The sequence below is a fragment of the Xenorhabdus szentirmaii DSM 16338 genome (assembly GCF_002632585.1).
In the GTDB taxonomy this organism is placed as follows: domain Bacteria; phylum Pseudomonadota; class Gammaproteobacteria; order Enterobacterales; family Enterobacteriaceae; genus Xenorhabdus; species Xenorhabdus szentirmaii.
Map to the genome: position 1 here is coordinate 1,342,405 of NZ_NIBV01000002.1, position 16,669 is coordinate 1,359,073.

General features: G+C 39.2%; 9 protein-coding genes, 1 pseudogene and 1 other annotated feature. Of the genes and pseudogenes, 3 read left to right on the plus strand and 7 right to left on the minus strand.

Going from position 1 to position 16,669, the window contains the following annotated elements; translation table 11 throughout:
- Positions 1-24: 24 nt before the first annotated feature.
- The gene (locus tag Xsze_RS15915) at positions 25-777 is read right to left on the minus strand and encodes a YciC family protein (protein WP_038233657.1); all 753 of its coding nucleotides are present in this window, start codon (positions 775-777) and stop codon (positions 25-27) included.
- A gap of 476 nt (positions 778-1,253) precedes the next feature.
- Between Xsze_RS15915 and ompW the strand changes: the two genes are divergently transcribed.
- Positions 1,254-1,895 (plus strand): outer membrane protein OmpW, encoded by a 642-nt coding sequence (gene ompW / locus Xsze_RS15920; protein ID WP_038233655.1) that lies wholly within the window; start codon positions 1,254-1,256, stop codon positions 1,893-1,895.
- A 145-nt stretch (positions 1,896-2,040) separates the two neighbouring features.
- Here ompW and Xsze_RS15925 read toward each other — a convergent pair whose 3' ends face one another.
- The 6 genes and pseudogenes from Xsze_RS15925 to Xsze_RS15955 all read right to left on the minus strand — a co-directional run bounded on the left by Xsze_RS15925 (position 2,041) and on the right by Xsze_RS15955 (position 9,143).
- Complete coding sequence (locus Xsze_RS15925; protein ID WP_038233653.1) at positions 2,041-2,355, minus strand: BON domain-containing protein; 315 nt, start codon at positions 2,353-2,355, stop codon at positions 2,041-2,043.
- 192 nt (positions 2,356-2,547) lie between these two features.
- Positions 2,548-3,351: a tryptophan synthase subunit alpha gene (gene trpA, locus Xsze_RS15930; protein WP_038233652.1), complete on the minus strand. Its 804-nt coding sequence runs from the start codon at positions 3,349-3,351 to the stop codon at positions 2,548-2,550.
- Positions 3,351-4,541: a tryptophan synthase subunit beta gene (trpB, locus tag Xsze_RS15935; protein WP_038233650.1), complete on the minus strand. Its 1,191-nt coding sequence runs from the start codon at positions 4,539-4,541 to the stop codon at positions 3,351-3,353. The genes trpA and trpB overlap by 1 nt, the downstream gene beginning before the upstream one ends.
- A gap of 30 nt (positions 4,542-4,571) precedes the next feature.
- The gene (trpCF, locus tag Xsze_RS15940; RefSeq protein WP_038233647.1) at positions 4,572-5,936 is read right to left on the minus strand and encodes a bifunctional indole-3-glycerol-phosphate synthase TrpC/phosphoribosylanthranilate isomerase TrpF; all 1,365 of its coding nucleotides are present in this window, start codon (positions 5,934-5,936) and stop codon (positions 4,572-4,574) included.
- A 2-nt stretch (positions 5,937-5,938) separates the two neighbouring features.
- A pseudogene (trpD, locus tag Xsze_RS22825) lies at positions 5,939-7,584 on the minus strand (bifunctional anthranilate synthase glutamate amidotransferase component TrpG/anthranilate phosphoribosyltransferase TrpD).
- Positions 7,584-9,143, minus strand: a complete 1,560-nt coding sequence (locus Xsze_RS15955; RefSeq protein ID WP_038233640.1) for an anthranilate synthase component 1 — start codon at positions 9,141-9,143, stop codon at positions 7,584-7,586. The pseudogene trpD and the gene Xsze_RS15955 overlap by 1 nt, the downstream one beginning before the upstream one ends.
- A gap of 55 nt (positions 9,144-9,198) precedes the next feature.
- Positions 9,199-9,300: a sequence feature (Trp leader region), on the minus strand.
- A 407-nt stretch (positions 9,301-9,707) separates the two neighbouring features.
- Here Xsze_RS15955 and Xsze_RS15960 point away from each other — a divergent pair.
- Both Xsze_RS15960 and Xsze_RS15965 read left to right on the plus strand, forming a co-directional pair.
- Positions 9,708-11,459 (plus strand): hypothetical protein, encoded by a 1,752-nt coding sequence (locus Xsze_RS15960; protein ID WP_038233638.1) that lies wholly within the window; start codon positions 9,708-9,710, stop codon positions 11,457-11,459.
- Positions 11,460-11,490: 31 nt separating this feature from the next.
- Positions 11,491-16,506, plus strand: a complete 5,016-nt coding sequence (locus Xsze_RS15965) for a trypsin-like serine protease (RefSeq protein WP_051462243.1) — start codon at positions 11,491-11,493, stop codon at positions 16,504-16,506.
- Positions 16,507-16,669: the final 163 nt, after the last annotated feature.

The window sequence follows — 16,669 nt, forward strand, 5'->3', positions numbered from 1 at the left end:
TAGCAACGAATGATTTGGTGCTTATTAAATGTTGTTCGTCACCTGATTTTTGGGGGCAACCAGCATATACAAACGGAATAAATAAACCAGGAACAAGGCGGTTACCAGATTACTTAATGTTAATGTTATGATAGGAAAAGGTAATCGAATTAATAACAGCATGAGATTTACTGCCAGAAATAGTGAAAAAGCAGGAAGTAATAAGCCCATATTATTAAATGCCAAGCTCCAGCTTTCCCGCATAGCAGAAAAAATGCCCTTGTTTTTTTCAAAGAGGGAGATAGGGGCAAGGGACAACCCAAACAAAATAATGATGCCTGGCAGAAATAAGAAAGATAACCCAATGCCAACCAGTAAAGTACACATAAATGTTAACAAAAACATCTTCGGAAGCCGGGGAACAGATAATGCATAGGCGTGGATGGCATTTGCTTGCTGAGCGTTAGAAACCGCTTTAATGAAGGATAATACACTTGTCTTCAATATAACCAGCCCGAATATGTTTATTGCAAACACCTTGGGCAACACGCTAATAATTTCCTGATACTGCTGCTCAGGGGGTAACTGTGTTACCTCGTCCATCAATCCTTGACCATTTGAACCTGAGATAGAATTTTGCATTTCTATCATCTGCTTGAATGCCTCATTGCTTAATATGAAATGCCCAAGCAGTTGTGTCATTAACGCGCCCAAAACTGAGAGTATGATCATGCTCAACAGGTGGTTCTTGAAAAAGTTGAAAGTGTCACGAAACAGGGTATTTGCCGTGATGGGCATGAAAGTCGCTCCTATCAGATAAAACAACAATAATGCCTAATTGTACCTTGTTTGACAGATTATTGGATACCTAAGATTTCCTTATTCACTATCGTTACACTGTAACTTGTGAATATAAAATGCAAACATATTTTACCTTCATACATAACCACTGGTTTTTATTGATGTGACAAAATCATTAAATTTTCGTTAATAAATTGGGTGTTAAATGTGTTTTTCTATTAGGGTTGTTTTATTATTCATTATTGCCTAATACTCAAAATTGATATTTGAATATAAATTTCAAAAATAAATAAAACTAATACCTCTATAATCTTGATTTGGATCAATTCAAAATATTCATCAGATGAAATAATAAATCCATGAATACCTAATTTTCCCAGAAATATTGAAAAGATGTGATCTGCCTTAGATCATAACAGTAAACAAATGGGTATATTTCTGGCTGTATTAAAACCACATAAATGGGATGGATAATGAAAAAGATTTCTGCGCTCGTATTGGCTGCGGCAACGTTAGCTCCCTCATTAACCTTTGCTCATGAAGCAGGGGATTTCCTGTTTCGTGCCGGTACTGCAACGGTAAGACCTAATGCAGGGTCTGATAATGTATTAGGTTTGGGATCTTTTGATGTTAATAATAATACTCAGCTGGGTTTAACATTTGGTTATATGATCACCGATAATATTGGTGTTGAACTGCTGGCAGCAACCCCTTTCCAACACAAAGTCAATTTACCGAAAGCAGGTGAAATCGCGGAGGTTAAACATTTACCGCCAACGTTAATGGCACAATATTATTTTGGTTCTGCAGAAGATAAATTGCGTCCGTATGTTGGGGTGGGTGTTAACTATACCACTTTCTTCAGTGAAAAATTCAATGATAATGCAACCGTTAAACAGGCTAATTTGAATAGTCTGGATCTGAAAGACTCTTGGGGAGTTGCAGGGCAGGTAGGTTTGGATTATAAGTTGGATAAAAATTGGATGTTGAATACTTCGCTTTGGTGGATGAACATTGAAACGGATGTCAGGTTCAAAGTGGGTGAAGAACAAAAAGAATATAAGACTCGTCTTGATCCTTGGGTCTTTATGTTTGGTGTAGGTTATAGTTTTTAATGGATACAGTTTTAACAGATACAGTTTTAATAGGTTTGAAAGTTAAAAGATAAAGTAAGCCGTGTGTTTGACATTAAGAGAACCAATGGGGCGATTCTGCCCCATTTCTGTATTCATTTGGATCTGATTATATATCATTGGGTCATCAGCGGAGTCTGATTGAATTAATGACCGAATTGACTCCCTTAACTTCTCTTGCCACTTGTATTGCACGTTTAACTTCCTCAGGTGAGCTGACAAAACCGCTGAGTTGTACACGTCCTTTAAACGTTTCTACATTAATTTCCGTAGATTTCAGCCCTTTGGTTGCAAGTAATGCTGACTTCACTTTCGTGGTGATGACCGTATCATCAATGTAATTTCCCGTACTTTCTGTTGTAGCTGTCGGTGCACAGGCGGATATCATCATCGCCATGAAAACAGCCGTAAAAAACACAGAGACAGATTTGAGTGGTGTCATGATGGATGCATCCTTATTGTTAACAAATTGATTGCTATAAAATTATTCGCAAAATAAGTATTGTTGAAAGTCGGGAAAGCAGCAAATAATGGTGGGGATTTATATTCCTTCATAACAGATATAGATTGATGAAGGAATATTATTTTCAGCAAAGAGCGGCCATCATGGATAATAATTATTTAAAAATTAGCATCATCGTGTGGCATTCTTCATATCATGAACAAAAGCCGTTAATTTCTCCAGCATGGCGCTGGGTTGATGGTGATTATTTTCAATAATTTTTACGATGGCAGAGCCAGAAATGGCACCGTCTGCGCCACTACTGATTGCGGTCGTGACCTGTGCGGGTTCTGAAATGCCAAAACCTTGCAGAGCAGGTGCCGCATGATACTCTTTGAGTTTAATGATCAGATGATTCTGGGGTTGCAACGCGCGATTTTCACTGCCAGTGACGCCTGCTCTTGATAACAGATAAGTATACCCACGTCCAAATGAAGCAATTTCACGTAGCAAATCATCATTTGCATCAGGCGGACAAATAAATATCGGCGCAATATCATACTTCATGGCAGCAGAACGGAAAGGGAGTGATTCGGATAACGGCACATCCGCAATCAGTACTGAATCAACACCCGCTTCTTTACAGTGATGATAAAATTCATCAATCCCATTGTGGAACACAAGATTGGCATAGACCAGTAAACCAATGGGGATATCAGGGTGTTTGGCCCGGATTTTTGCCAATAAATCAAAGCATAGGCTGGGTGTGACGTTGGATGATAATGCGCGTAAATTAGCATTCTGGATTGTCGGGCCATCCGCAAGAGGATCAGAAAATGGAATGCCCAGCTCAAGCGCATCAGCTCCGCCAGAAATTAAAGCATCGACAATTTCCAGCGATAAATCAGGGGAAGGGTCACCTAAAGTAACAAAAGGAACAAAAGCACCTTGATTCTGATTTTGTAGTTTCTTAAAAAGTTGTTCGTAACGTTTCATCAGATTTTCCCCCTGGATTTTAAAATATCGTGAACGGTAAAGATGTCTTTATCACCACGGCCGGATAAATTGACAACCAATAATTGTTCTTTATTCGGTTCTTGATGGATCATTTTCAACGCATGGGCCAGTGCATGGGAGGACTCCAGTGCAGGAATGATACCTTCATTGCGTGATAGTGATTGGAAAGCATCCAATGCTTCATCATCAGTGATTGAGACATAATCGGCTCTGCCAATGCTATTTAAATAAGCATGCTGAGGGCCAACAGAGGGAAAATCCAGGCCAGCAGAAATAGAGTAAGATTCTTCTATTTGTCCGTCTTCTGTCTGCATAATCGGTGACTTCATGCCAAAATAGATCCCCAGCTTTCCATGTGTTAAAGGAGCGCCATGTTCCCCGGTTTCGATGCCATGCCCGGCAGGTTCGACACCAATGAGGCGGACATTCGTTTCCGGAATAAACTCAGCAAACAGGCCAATGGCATTTGATCCTCCGCCGATGCAAGCAATGACGGCATCAGGCAGGCGGCCTTCTTTTTCCAGAATTTGCGCTTTGGCTTCTTCACCAATCATACGCTGAAATTCCCGTACCATTGTTGGATATGGGTGTGGGCCAGCTGCCGTTCCCAGTAAATAATGCGCATTTTTATAACTGCCAGACCAGTCCCGCATTGCTTCATTACATGCATCTTTTAATGTTGCTGAGCCGTTGTGAACAGGGATCACTTCAGCCCCCATCAAACGCATACGAAAAACATTCGGTGCCTGACGCTCAATATCTTTTGCTCCCATATAAATGCGGCATTTCAAATTCAACAAAGCACAAGCCAGGGCAGTTGCCACTCCGTGCTGGCCGGCACCTGTTTCAGCGATGATCTCATTTTTCCCCATTCTCTTTGCCAGTAATGCCTGTCCCAAAACCTGATTGGTTTTGTGCGCGCCACCGTGGAGCAAATCTTCACGTTTCAGATATAACCGTGTTTTTGTTCCTTTTGTCAGGTTTTGGCACAGAGTGAGGGCCGTTGGTCTTCCTGCATAGTTTTTTAATAAATCCTGAAATGCCAGCTGAAATTCAGGATCTTTTTGTGCAGCAATAAATGCTTCTTCTAATTGGTTAAGGGCAGGGATCAAGATTTGGGGAACAAATTGGCCTCCAAAATCACCAAAATAAGGATTTAGTTTACTCATTATTTTACTCATCCACTTTTGTCAGAAAAATTAGTGATAACAGCGTAGTTTCTTAAATACTTGTTTCATTTTCTGGCTGCTTTTTATGCCAGGAGAGGTTTCCACTCCTGAATTAAAATCCAGGCCATAACAGCCTAAGGCCATTGCCTGCTGACAGTTATCTGCATTGAGGCCACCTGCCAACATATTGTTATGCTGAAAATGTGGATCAATGAGCTGCCAATCAAAGGGTTTTCCTGTTCCCCCTGAACCATTATCCAGCAATAGATGATCAACATGGGGCAAGTCAGAAAGCTCGGTTACTTTCGACATATCAATGGCTTTCCAGATTTCGCAATGTTCAGGTAAGATTGAGCGGAGTGCGCCAATGTACTCTTCATCTTCATGCCCATGCAACTGGACGGCAGTGAGTGACAGAAGCCGGGCGGTATCGCTGACAAAATTCACAGGTTGATTTTGAAACACACCAACATATTGTAATGGCACGTCATTAATCATTTGTTGAGCTTGTTGCAGTGTGATCCGGCGTGGGGATTTTTCGGCAAAAATCAATCCACCGTAAACCGCTCCCACCTGTAATGCCGTTTTTGCATCTTGGGAGCGGGTTAGTCCACAGATTTTATTGTTACCTAAGATGATGCGGCGTAAAGCCAAATCCAGATCAGGCTGCTCCATTAATGCACTGCCAATGAGAAAGCCATGGGCAAACTGGCTTAATTCACGTACTTGACGATGTTTATGAATACCAGACTCACTAATGATAATGGTATCTTCAGGCAAGCCTTCAGCCAGATTACGGGTACGATTTAAGTCAATGGATAAGTCTCGTAAATCTCGATTATTGATGCCGATAACTTTTGCCCCCAACTCAATAGCCCTGGTTCTTTCCTCTTCGTTGCTGATTTCGGTCAGTACGCCCATATTAAGGCCGTGTGCCAAAGCAGATAATTCACGGTACGTATCATTATCAAGAACGGAAAGCATTAATAAAATGGCATCGGCCTGATAGTAGCGGGCGAGATAAACCTGATAGGCATCGATGATAAAATCTTTGCACAAAACGGGCTGATGAACAGTTGAACTGACCATTTTCAGAAAATCATAGCTGCCCTGAAAGTATTTTTCATCGGTTAAAACAGAAATTGCAGCAGCATAGGGTTGATACGTTTTGGCAATACGAACAGGATCGAAATCTTTGCGAATTAATCCCTTTGAAGGTGATGCCTTTTTACATTCTAAAATAAAAACAGTCTGTTCATGAGTGAGTGCCTGATAGAACCGGCGATGGCTCGGGACAATGGAATCAATAAAACTTTCCAAAGGTTGCTCGGACTTACGGGTCATTAAATATTCTGCTTTGTCATCAACAATTTTCTGCAATATGCTGGTTTTCATGATTAATTCCTTGCCGCTAAAGCGGTGACTTTTTCATAGGCCTGGCCACTGTAAATGATGTTCAGTGCTAACTGTGTATTTTCACGCAAGTTTTCCTGACCATGAATTTTCATCAAAAGCGCCACGTTTGCGGCTACGGTGTCAATATGCGCTTTTTGCCCGTGTCCTTGTAATAACATTGTCGACATATCGCGATTTTCTTCTGGCGTACCTCCTTTTAGTGAAGAAATATGATGACTAGGTAAACCAAAATCGGTTGCTGTTAGCTGATATTGGTGAATTTCCCCATGTCTGAGCTCTGCAACATAAGTCGGAGCATGTAAGGAAACTTCATCCATTCCCCCACTGTGTACCACTGCTGCTCGTTGATAACCGAGGGCTTGTAAAGTGTGGGCGATAGGCTCTATCAATGCCGGACTGTAGACACCGATCAATGATAAAGAAGGACGGGCGGGGTTAATTAATGGGCCGAGTATATTAAACAATGTGCGGGTTTTTAATTGTTGACGAACTTGTGCGGCATGGCGAAAACCACAATGATATTGAGGTGCAAACAGAAAACAAATCCCAAGTTCATCTAAAGCCCTGCGTGACTCTTCGGCGCAGGCATCTAATGCGACCCCGAATGCCGCCAATAAATCGGATGAACCGGAACGGCTGGAAATACTGCGGTTCCCATGCTTTGCAACTTTGAGGCCACAGGCGGCAGCAACAAAAGCGCTGGTGGTCGAAATATTAATGCTATTGGAGCCATCTCCACCAGTACCGACGATGTCACAGAAAGTGTAATCAGGACGGGGAAAGGGGGCCGCATTTGCTAAAAAGGCCTGAGCCGCACCTGCAATTTCTTGTGGTTGCTCGCCACGTAGCTTCAGACTAACTAATATGGCAGTAAGTTGAACATCGCTTAATTCACCGTGGATGACAGCGGTGAATAACTGTTGGCTTTCTTGCTGTGTCAGCGTTTGAGCATTCAATAACTTATCAAGAATTAATTGCATTTTACCCTTCCTTCCATTTTAACGCTTTTGAATAGATACCCTTAAATCCAGCATGGTTGGATTAGCTCTTAGCCCAATGCCCACGTCAGTGTTTGTTCTAATAATTTGGCGCCCTGAGTTGTCAGGATAGATTCGGGGTGAAATTGGAATCCACAAGCCCTGTGTTTATTATGGCGTATTGCCATCACGGTATTGCCACATGAAGCAGAAACAGTCAGAGTTTCAGGAATATTTATCCCTGCAAGAGAGTGATAACGGGCAACCGGTAAAGGGTTCGGCAAGTTGGAAAACATATATTGCCCGTCATGATAGGCGAGAGTTGATTTTCCATGCAGAATTTCCTGAGCGGTGGTGATCTCTCCACCATAAGCTTCAATAATAGCCTGATGTCCCAGACAAACGCCAATTATCGGGATCTGGCCCATAACGCGTTTAATGAGTTCAGGCATACAACCTGCTTCTGATGGTTTGCCGGGGCCGGGTGACAACATCAATAAAGGGGATTCCATTTTGTTGAGTTTGTTAATGATGATGTCTGCTGACACGGTATTACGATAAATAACAACCCGATGACCGTAAGAGCGTAATTGATCCACGAGGTTATATGTAAAGGAATCGACATTATCGAGCAGAAGAATGTTAGCCATCAGAATGTCACCTCCATATTGTGGGTTTGTGCAATAGCGCGGATAACCGCTCTGGCTTTACTGTGAGTTTCATCCACTTCTGAGTGAGGGACAGAATCCAGCACAATGCCGGCACCTACCTGAACTGAAGCCTGCCCGTTTTCCACATAAGCGGAACGGATCACAATGCAAGTATCAAAATTCCCTTCGCCCGTAAAATAGCCGACTGCTCCGCCATAGCTGCCACGTCGTTCACCTTCATGCTCGGCAATAAGTTGCATTGCCCGGACTTTTGGGGCACCAGTCAATGTCCCCATGTTCATGCAAGCCTGATAGGCATGAAAGATATCCAAGTCATGACGAAGAGTACCGACAACCCGGGAAACGAGGTGCATAACAAATGAATAGCGGTCGACTTTTGTTAAATCGGCAACATAGCGGCTACCGGCTTCACAAATCCGGGCCAAATCATTTCGGGCAAGATCAACCAGCATGACATGTTCAGATAATTCTTTGGCATCGGTGCGCATTTCCAACTCAATTCTGCTATCAAGATCAGTATCAAATTCTCCGTTGGCATCACGCCCGCGTGGGCGGGTACCGGCTATCGGATAGATTTCTATCCGGCGATTGCCTGCATCATATTTAAGGGCACTTTCAGGCGATGCCCCGAACAGACAAAAATCCTGATCCTGCATAAAAAACATATAGGGACTCGGATTTTGTTGTTTCAATGTGTGATAAGCGTTCAACGGAGAAGGGCAAGGTAAGGTAAATCGCCGTGATGGTACGACCTGAAAGATCTCGCCTTGCCGAATAAATTTCTGTAGCTGTTGCACAATGTCTGCATACTGATTATCGCTCAGATTGCAATCAACAGTGAGGTTAGACAACGCAGCAGGTGAAGGGAACGGAATGGACGCTGAAATGGCTGAGGCTAAATCCGTTATGCGTTTGTTAAGCCGCTGCTTTTCAGAATCGGACTCTCCAAACAGTGAAGCCCGGAGAAAAGAATGTTCATTCTGGTGATCGATAACTAATAGTGTTTCTGCAAGATAAAAACAAAAATCAGGGCAATGCTGATGATTTTTTACCGTGGGCAATACTTCAAATCCGGCGACTAAATCGTAAGAAAATAATCCGCCGACAAAAATCGCATCAGGTGATTTTGAGAAAGATGACAAGGTTGTCAAAGCACGTAATGCATCAAAAACAGAATTGGACTTTAGCCGGTTATCTTCATCTAGGTTATGTTCTGTTGTAGGAAATTGGGCACGGATAATCCGTGACTCCACTTCCAGCCGGGCTTTTTCTGAAAGTAAATCAGCAAGTACAGGCAGCAGGTTTTGACCATTTCCGGTAAGTGCCTCAAAAGTAACTTGTCGTCCATTAGCGGTAATGCGCATGGCACTATCAATGATTAACATGCTCTTGAGGCTTTTTTTGCTGAGAATTTCAGCAGACTCCAGTAATAACGTTGCTGGGCGATTGCTGCAAAGTTGGTGGAAAAGTCGCGTTGGATCTGTTTTGTATACAGTATCCAACTGATTTATAGAGATATTAAATTTGTTGCCATCCATACTGATACCTCGATTTTATCGTTATCCACAAAAACTGATGTGATAAGAAAATAGTGATAAAAAACCCGCTTCTTAGGGCGGGTTTTGGCACTTTCACATGGGTATTTATGTGTGTGACTTAACCGCCCTTGAATGGGAAGTTGTGCCACCAACGCTTGATTCGTATAAATACGTTCATTTTTGAGTGCCTCATTGACTTAACAGTGTTTTGGCTAAGAACTCCATTCAACCTGTGTACTAGTAGACTGGTTCATGGTTTGCTTGTCAACCATTTTTTTCAGTTTTAAGAAGGCGATGATATTCAGGAAAAAACAGATAATGAAATTTATAATTCAGGTATTGAATGTCGATGTTAATAAGTATGGATAATATTTTTCCTGTTAATTATGCGTTTTTTTATGGTTACTCATGAAAGTAAAATAGATTTGTAATAAAAATTGAACCTGTTTTTCATTTTGAATGATGTTGGTTTTTTATCGTAACAATTTGATGGAATATATTATTTAATGGGGGTGATTTGAGAGTTTAATAATGATATGGATATTTAAAATAGGAGAAGTATTTATGAAGGTAAGGCTATATATTTTCTTTATTTTGTTATGTTTGACTTATAAATTAAATGCAGCTGAGTTAATAAAGGATGGAATATCTTCGAGCAGAAAAAATTACGTGGAGAAAAATAATGTTAAGACGGAAAAATTATCTCAATATTATGACCTCTCTTTTGAAAGTTTGAATAAAAACGATGATTTAATTATTCATTTTTTAGATGATCAATGTATGTATGATGTTGGAGATAAATATATTTCTTTAAATCCACAAGAAAAACATGAAGAAACTATTGAAGATAGTAATCACGTTGGTTGGTTTGATAACTGTGCGGGTAAAGAAAAATTTGTGAGATGGGGAGTAACTAGTTATGACAATGGAAAAGAGGATCAATTTTGTGTATTTGGTATTCATACAGAGATAATGTATTTTTTAACTTGGACAACTCGGGTTAAAACGGAAGAAGGATGTTCAATTAAATTAACCGCTACTTGTAATGACGGTGACTGCTTAAACACACCACAGTATTCTAGTGCTAATGATGATCATAATAAAATCATGATCACTTTAAAAAGTGCGGATAAACCATTCATCACCTCACCTAAACCAAACTCAACAGTTGAAAATAATTATATTACCTTCGAAGGAAAAGGTTTTATGGAAGATGGAGCTTTTCCTGCTATTAAAACAAGTTTCAATAATTTTATATATGGTATTCAACCTACAGATAATGCAGGAAATTGGAAAGGCCAACTCTGGATGGCTTGTGGTATCACCGGTTCAATTAGAATTGATGGTGTAGAGAATTCTGATGTTACTTTTAATGGGCCGCCGTGTGGCGCGGAAATCACTTCGATTAAGAATGGGCAAATTATTCCTGCCGGAAAATACAGTTTATCAGGTATCGTGAATAGTGATACGGCTGATGATGACAAACGTATGCAAGTTCAAATAACAGGTTATCAACATGATGGAACAGTTTACTCTCCGACAAAGAGTTATACCCCAACTGTTGATACCGGAACGGGTAAATGGAATCTCGATGGCCTGGATGCTGTTTGTGGTATTAATTATAAAGCATCTATATCGGTGAATACACTTGATGCGTTTCCCGTTAAACGACCAATATCGTCTGATTTAATAAGTACAAATATTTTATATCAAGTACCATTTTGCAGCCTTGACATCACTCAGCCTAAAAACTATGAGGTTGTTTCGTCAACATCTGAAATTAGACAAGATGTTACAGTTGAAGGTAAAAATAGGGCGAACACTTTGGTTGATCTTAAATTATCGTCAATTAATGAAAAAATAGAATTGAGTACTCTATCCGATGCAAATGGTAACTGGAAAACTGTAGTTAAAAATGTTCCTTTAGGAATTTTAAATATTGAAGCTAAATCTGATCTTAGGACCCAAAAAATAAAAGTGCTTAGTTCTAAAGTTTTTTCTGCAACAACCTATGAAGATTCTAATGGTTTAGTTCAATTTAAAGGAATATCAATGCCAAAGATTCCATCAATGAAAATTAATCCTATTGTTGGATTATTTTCAGAAGATATTGGATTTAAAAGAGAGGATGTAATAGAAGAAGTGGAAACAAATAATTATGGGGACTGGGTGATGGAGAAGAAAATGTATGCTGCTAGAGGGGAGTATATTTTTAGTCTTCAAGAAGATTCTAATAAAATGGATTATGTGAGGCAGGGGAATAATGTATTTAAATGCACAGGAACTAATGAAGGTATGAAATGTTCAAAAGAATAGTCTCTGAATAATATTTAAAGGAAGATAAATTATGAAATTTATTGGTCTTTTCTCATTTGTGATTTTTTTATTTTTTCATGGTAATGCGTTTTCTGGTCATTATTTAAAAACTCCAAAATCAGAAGATATTGCTGGTGGTGAAGCAAGCTGTAAGGATAACAGCCATAAATGTAAACCTTGGGTTGTTTCTATTATTACATTAAATGATAAGAACGAAAAAGATGAAAGTAAAGGAGGATTATGTAGTGGTTCCTTGATTTCACCAAGATATGTTTTGACTGCGAAACATTGTAATACGAAAAAATATATCATCAAAGACTATAAAAAAATGAGAATTGGAACTGCAAAAGAGGAGGATTTTTTTATTTATGATGAAAAGCAAGATATTGCACTTTTAAAGTTGAGTAAACCAGTGGAATTAAAAGAATATGGTCATGTTCGCCGAAAATTTAGTCATGACCTTTCTGATGAAGAATTATTTGGAAATGATTATTACTATGCTGAAGTTTATGGCTATGGAGTAAGGGGGGTTGATAATAATGGTAAAAGAATACGAAATAATGGAACGCAATATAGAGCAGATGTAAAAATTGTTGATACTGGTTTTGATTTTTATGGTGGGCCAAGCTTATTTGTAATCTCAAATAAAGAAAAAGGATTTGCATCTGGAATTGGGCAGCCAGGTGATTCTGGTGGCCCAGTTATTTGGAAAGATACGATTATTGGTGTAGTTTCTACTGCAAACCCCGTAAATCCAGAAAATTATAATGCAGGGCTAGTAAGAGCCTCAGATATTACTGAAAATTTAAGTGCAAATTATCCTGATAAAAATAAATCGTCTAAAAATTTATTGCCTTATAGTGCATGGTTTTCTCAAACTATGAAAAAAGTTTGGATTGATAACCCAGATTGGAAAGGTCGTCTAGCAAAACGAAGTGAAAAGGTCATTATTAGTGGTTGGGGAAAACCTGATAGTAAAATTGAAATTTCATTTTCTTTAATTGAAAATAAGAATAAGAAAAAATTAGCAGAGTGTTTTACAAAGACAAATGGAAATTGGGAATGTTCAGTTCCTCTTCAGAATTTGAAGGATTTGATTCCTGATGGCTTTAATGAAAAATTAGAATATCCAGTATTTATTACTGCTGAACATGTAGATGTTTCACCAAGAGAAAAATGGGAGGGGGATACGATAGAATCAGTTATACCGCCTATTTCTAAAGAGTTTAGTATTATTTATCCGATAGATGATGTGATGGTAACAGGCGTTAATTTTGACTTGCGAGGTTATGCTGATCCGAATTCAGAAATAGAATTTGTATTAATGAATGATTCAAAAGATAAGGTGTATAAACAAGATCAAATATGTAAAAAAAACAATATTAATTCTAATGGATTGATACCCACATCAGAAAATGGATTTTGGTCATGTTGGTTGGATCTTGATAGAATCATTGATACAGAAATAAATTATACAATGTTGGCAAGGCAAATAGGAGAAAATAGGATTGTAAATATTTTTGATAAGATTAACTTTAATTTAAATAATAAAAAACATAAAGAATTACTTGCTATAGGAAAAGCAAAAGATAAATATAAGAAAGTAATAAATTTTGACATTGAAAGTAGTCCAGATGCCAAAAAAACTTGTATTTACAATAGGGCTTCATATTCTTGTGGAAAAGATACAATTCCTTTATTGAATGTAAGTTATGACCCGAAATTAGATATAAGTAATGACTCAATTCAGACTTTTAAGGTAGGTGGAAAACAATATATTGATGGTGTTGATCCACTCAGCCCAGTTTTACGATTTAATGGGACTTATTCAGGTATCTATTATCCACCAGAAATTAACGATAAATTTACAAAAGAAGCACCCCTAATTTTTTCATCATCTAAAGAAAAAGAATTTAAAGGAATTGGAGGGGATAGAAACAGTTATACTTTAAATGGAATTACACTCCTTCCTTCAATGTATGAAATAAATAAGTATGATTCTGAATCAGGGAAGTTTAATCAAATTATGAAGTCTGATCTTAACGTGATGACTCATGCAAATAATTCAGATATACCCTATTGGGTTATAAAATTACCTGATAATGAGACTAAAGAAGGGGTGTATTCGTTTTCGGTAAGAGATGATTATTCTTATTCAGGAAGTGAAAACCAATTAGATAGTGTTGGAAATAATGATTCTGATGATGAGAAAAGTTATTTTGAGATAACAAGCCCTGATAGAATTGAAACCAAAAGCCCTGCTGATCAAATAATTCAAATTGAAGGTTCCCCCATATTTTTATCAGGAACGTCCAATGCACCGGGAAGTGAAGCCAGAGTGAGTATTAAAAAGAGTGATCAGAATCAGTTATCAGCGTTAAAGGAGAACAGACAACATTTTGCTAAAAGAACTATTATTTGTACTAATGCGATAATTAGTGACAATGGTAATTGGCAATGTGGAAAGCCATCAATTTTGCCAGCCGGGACGTATGAATTAACGTCTGAATTAATAAAAGAAGGAAAAATAGTTGCTACTGATGTTACTCATTTTACTATTAAGGATAGAGATAATGATGAGCCTGAAAAGAAAAAGTTTGAAATAAATAACCCACCCAATAATTCAACTGTTGATCCCGATAACCCCATTAAATTTTCTGGCACATTCAGCGGTCCTGCTGGCGGTGGCGGTGGCGGCGGCGGAGGTGGTTTTGGTGGTTTTCTAAGTGGTTTGTTTGGCGCAATTTTTGGAGCGCTTGAAGGAATTGCCTCTTTGTTTACTGGAATGTTTGGTTTCTTTTGGGAATTTGTTATTCACCCCGGTGATATCTTTGGGGGTGATGTCTATACAATGGAACTGCAAGAAACTCAACATGGGGTGAACGTGGGTGTCCCGATTAAATGGACTTTTACGATCCCAATGCGTATTACAGAACCTACAATGAATGCGCAATATAGATTAAATGACGGAATATCCATTGAAGGTCAAGGAAGCCCTGGGCAGCTTGTTTTTGTTGCCGCTTCTGAGCATTTTCTGCCCCCAAAAAAGATGGAGTTGTTGATTTCACGCGACGGAATCATTTGCGAAACAACAATCAATGAAAAAGGAAAGTGGGCTTGCCCCACAAACCCTGTTTTAGTGGCAAAAAATGAGGGCACATTTTTTCTTTATGCAGCTCAGTATAAAAAAACAAAATCCGCTCAATTAGGCCAATTAGCGGATACGTATGAAAGAACTTCACAAGTGACACGTAAGTATGAGGTAACCAAAACAAAAATTAGCATCACGGAGCCTATTCATGGAGCAAAAATAACCAAGTTGCCTTTTATGATTTCAGGTCTTGGGGAACAAGGCTCTCAGGTTTATATCAAAGGGTTTGGTGGCACTGATGATTGCAATACCAGCGTTGATACATCGTCAGGTAAATGGTCTTGTGGGCCTTATCAACCCAAAGATGGGAAATATACTATTTCTGCTGAGCAAGTTATTGATAGCCAGCAGAATTCAAGCGCACAAGTTTCTTTTGAAGTTCAAACCAAAACCATCAAACCTGTGGTGATCACACTACCCCAAAATGGTGATATATACCATTACCTTGATGCTGTCGTACCAAGAGGAACGGGTGAGCCGGGAACAACGGTTTGCTTAGATAAAAAAGCACTTTCTCAGGTTTGTAAAAATGGAGAAACCGTGAGTGAACAAGGATACTGGGAAGCGGACGGTATCTTGGATACTTCAGTAATCGGAGAAAATAAGCTGGTGGTAACTGCCTTTTTGGATAACATCAGGCAATCTACAGCGAAGATTACCTATAAGGTTATTCCGGATGCGGGTGAAATCAAGCTATCAGTAATTACACCTAAAGAAGATGAAATTATCAAAACACCGTCTTATACCTTTAGCGGCACAATGCCAAGTGATGCCAAAAATGTCACCGTAAAAGCGTTTGGTGGTCATGATGATTGTTCTGCAAAGCTCAATATGGAAGAGCAAACTTGGACATGTGGGCCTTATAGTTCTGTGCCGGGGGATTATGATGTGGTTGTGGTGGATGATGCAGGCACTCAGGTTAACAGAAGTTTTAAAGTTCGTTATGGTGCCAATTTGCAAATAAGTGTACTCAGTCCGGCAGAAGGGGAACAAATTACAACGCCGACTTATACTATATCAGGTAAAGGGCAGGCAGGGGCTCGCGTCACTGTTTCTATGGAAGGCAAGCAGATCTGTGAAGTTGATGTCAATGAAAATCAAGATTGGGCTTGCCCTGATAAGGTGACCTCTATTACTGGTTCACATCAGATTTTGGTGCAGCAATGGGTGGATGACGTACCTTCTGGCAAACCAATAGCACGTAATTATGAAGTGATCTATGGCATGTCAGATATTACTATTGATTCATCGTATTTACTTTCTGCTATTTGCCCTGACTCAATAGGTAATGATCAATCGTCTGTTAAAGAAGCATATGTTGATGTATCAGGCTCGGCGACAAAAGGATTCTATATTAGCGTGTCTGAACCGATGAACAATAAAGTCCATTGTAAATCGACACAAGCTTCGGAAATAGATGGCAGTTGGAGTTGCCGAGTGTATGGCGTAACGCCCGGAGTAGTTAATTTGGCCGTGGGACAATCTCTTACATCAAATGGAGAAGCCATAGGCCCTACAGTTTCTCAGAATTTTGAAGTTGAATATAAGACTCTTGGGACCCCACAAATTATTTCTCCAACAGATGGTTATAGTCAAGATACTCTTAGCTGGAAAGTTGGCTTCCTTTCTATAGGTGGTTTGGCTGATCCAGATTCACAAGTTCTTGTCACTATACATAATAATCGAACTGGAAATGATAATCTCCACACTGTTTATGCTACTAAAAATGGGCATTGGAATACAGATATTCTCAAGTTTCGCACTGGGGGATATAGCGTACAAGCCTCCAGTTCGAATTGTGGGGTAGTATCATCATCAGATATTGTGAATTTTAAACTCACTCAGTCAATAGATAACGAACCACATTGCCCATATGGTGCTATATGTCATGATTGACAAAATAAGCCAATCCCTATGGAGGGGTTGGTTTTTAATTCATAACGACAAACCACATCATTAAATACGTGGCTGAACGAATAACCGCGTAACATTATCTATGCCTATTCCGTCGTCTTTCAAGTTGCAATTTGAAAGACGACGGAGATATACCTCCTATGTT

Excerpts from the sequence above, each read along its gene's own strand:
- trpA (WP_038233652.1), bottom strand. The coding sequence starts at position 3,351 with ATGAAACGTTACGAACAACTTTTTAAGAAACTACAAAATCAGAATCAA.
- trpB (WP_038233650.1), bottom strand. The coding sequence starts at position 4,541 with ATGAGTAAACTAAATCCTTATTTTGGTGATTTTGGAGGCCAATTTGTT.
- ompW (WP_038233655.1), top strand. The coding sequence starts at position 1,254 with ATGAAAAAGATTTCTGCGCTCGTATTGGCTGCGGCAACGTTAGCTCCC.
- Xsze_RS15965 (WP_051462243.1), top strand. The coding sequence starts at position 11,491 with ATGAAATTTATTGGTCTTTTCTCATTTGTGATTTTTTTATTTTTTCAT.
- Xsze_RS15925 (WP_038233653.1), bottom strand. The coding sequence starts at position 2,355 with ATGACACCACTCAAATCTGTCTCTGTGTTTTTTACGGCTGTTTTCATG.
- trpCF (WP_038233647.1), bottom strand. The coding sequence starts at position 5,936 with ATGAAAACCAGCATATTGCAGAAAATTGTTGATGACAAAGCAGAATAT.
- Xsze_RS15960 (WP_038233638.1), top strand. The coding sequence starts at position 9,708 with ATGAAGGTAAGGCTATATATTTTCTTTATTTTGTTATGTTTGACTTAT.
- Xsze_RS15915 (WP_038233657.1), bottom strand. The coding sequence starts at position 777 with ATGCCCATCACGGCAAATACCCTGTTTCGTGACACTTTCAACTTTTTC.
- Xsze_RS15955 (WP_038233640.1), bottom strand. The coding sequence starts at position 9,143 with ATGGATGGCAACAAATTTAATATCTCTATAAATCAGTTGGATACTGTA.